The sequence below is a fragment of the Oleiphilus sp. HI0043 genome, assembly GCF_001634935.1.
In genome coordinates this window covers 1-825 of sequence record NZ_LWEY01001665.1, presented here as the reverse complement: position 1 = coordinate 825, position 825 = coordinate 1, and the positions used below count along the sequence as shown (strand labels likewise).

At 43.2% G+C, this 825-nt stretch carries 2 protein-coding genes; both read left to right on the top strand.

Annotated elements, in window-relative coordinates:
* The coding region (locus tag A3729_RS25295; RefSeq protein WP_197476081.1) for a substrate binding domain-containing protein at window positions 1-573 on the top strand (573 nt) is incomplete at its 5' end.
* Between the two features lie 50 nt (window positions 574-623).
* Window positions 624-825: Smr/MutS family endonuclease (locus A3729_RS25290; protein WP_231877504.1), on the top strand; the 202-nt coding region annotated here is incomplete at its 3' end.

The window sequence follows — 825 nt, the reverse complement described above, 5'->3', positions numbered from 1 at the left end:
GATGACAAACTGGTTGACTTACTAGAGCAGGAAATCGATGTGGCTTTTCGAATTGGCCCATTATCTGATTCTAGTCTGGTAGCACGAAATCTCGGAACCGCGCGATTGTCACTGTGTGCTTCTCCTGAGTATATTGCTAAAAACGGCATCCCTAAAACGATTCAGGCTATCGAAGATCATACCTGTGTCTCTCACCCAGCATCCGCTTGGGCTTTTCAAACGAATAACGGTATATACGAGTTTGAACCAAAGTCTCGCCTAGTGGCTAATGACATGGAAGTGCTGCGTCGAATGGTTATAGAGGGGGTTGGTGTTGGCGCTTTACCTCAGATTATTATTAGTGAAGATGTCAGGGCGGGGCGTTTGGTTACGCTACTTGAAGATGCACCATTTCAGGAAAGAACCTTTTACCTGGTTTATCCTAGCCGTAGAGAGCCACCTTCGAAGGTTATGGCCTTTACAGATTTTATTTTCTCAAGTTGTAAGCCGGTGCCACCATGGGAAACATTGAAGGAAGTATTTAATACGAATAAGAACTTGGAAAGTGTGCAAACTGCACTTGGCGAATCCTAGGTTTTATAATAGTATTTTTGGGTCAGAATTGGTTATGAGTGAGTACGGCAATGAGTGATGATGAGTTATTTGCAGAAGAAATGCAGGGAGTTACTCGTTTTGAAAGTAGCAAAATTTCTTCAAACAAAGTAGAGGAAGAAACACCAGGAAAGCGTGTTAGGCGCAAACTTGCCGTTGCCGATAAACTTACCGTAGATCCTCTAGCCTCCACCGAAGTGCCTATGCTGAAATCAAATGACATACTTGATTATA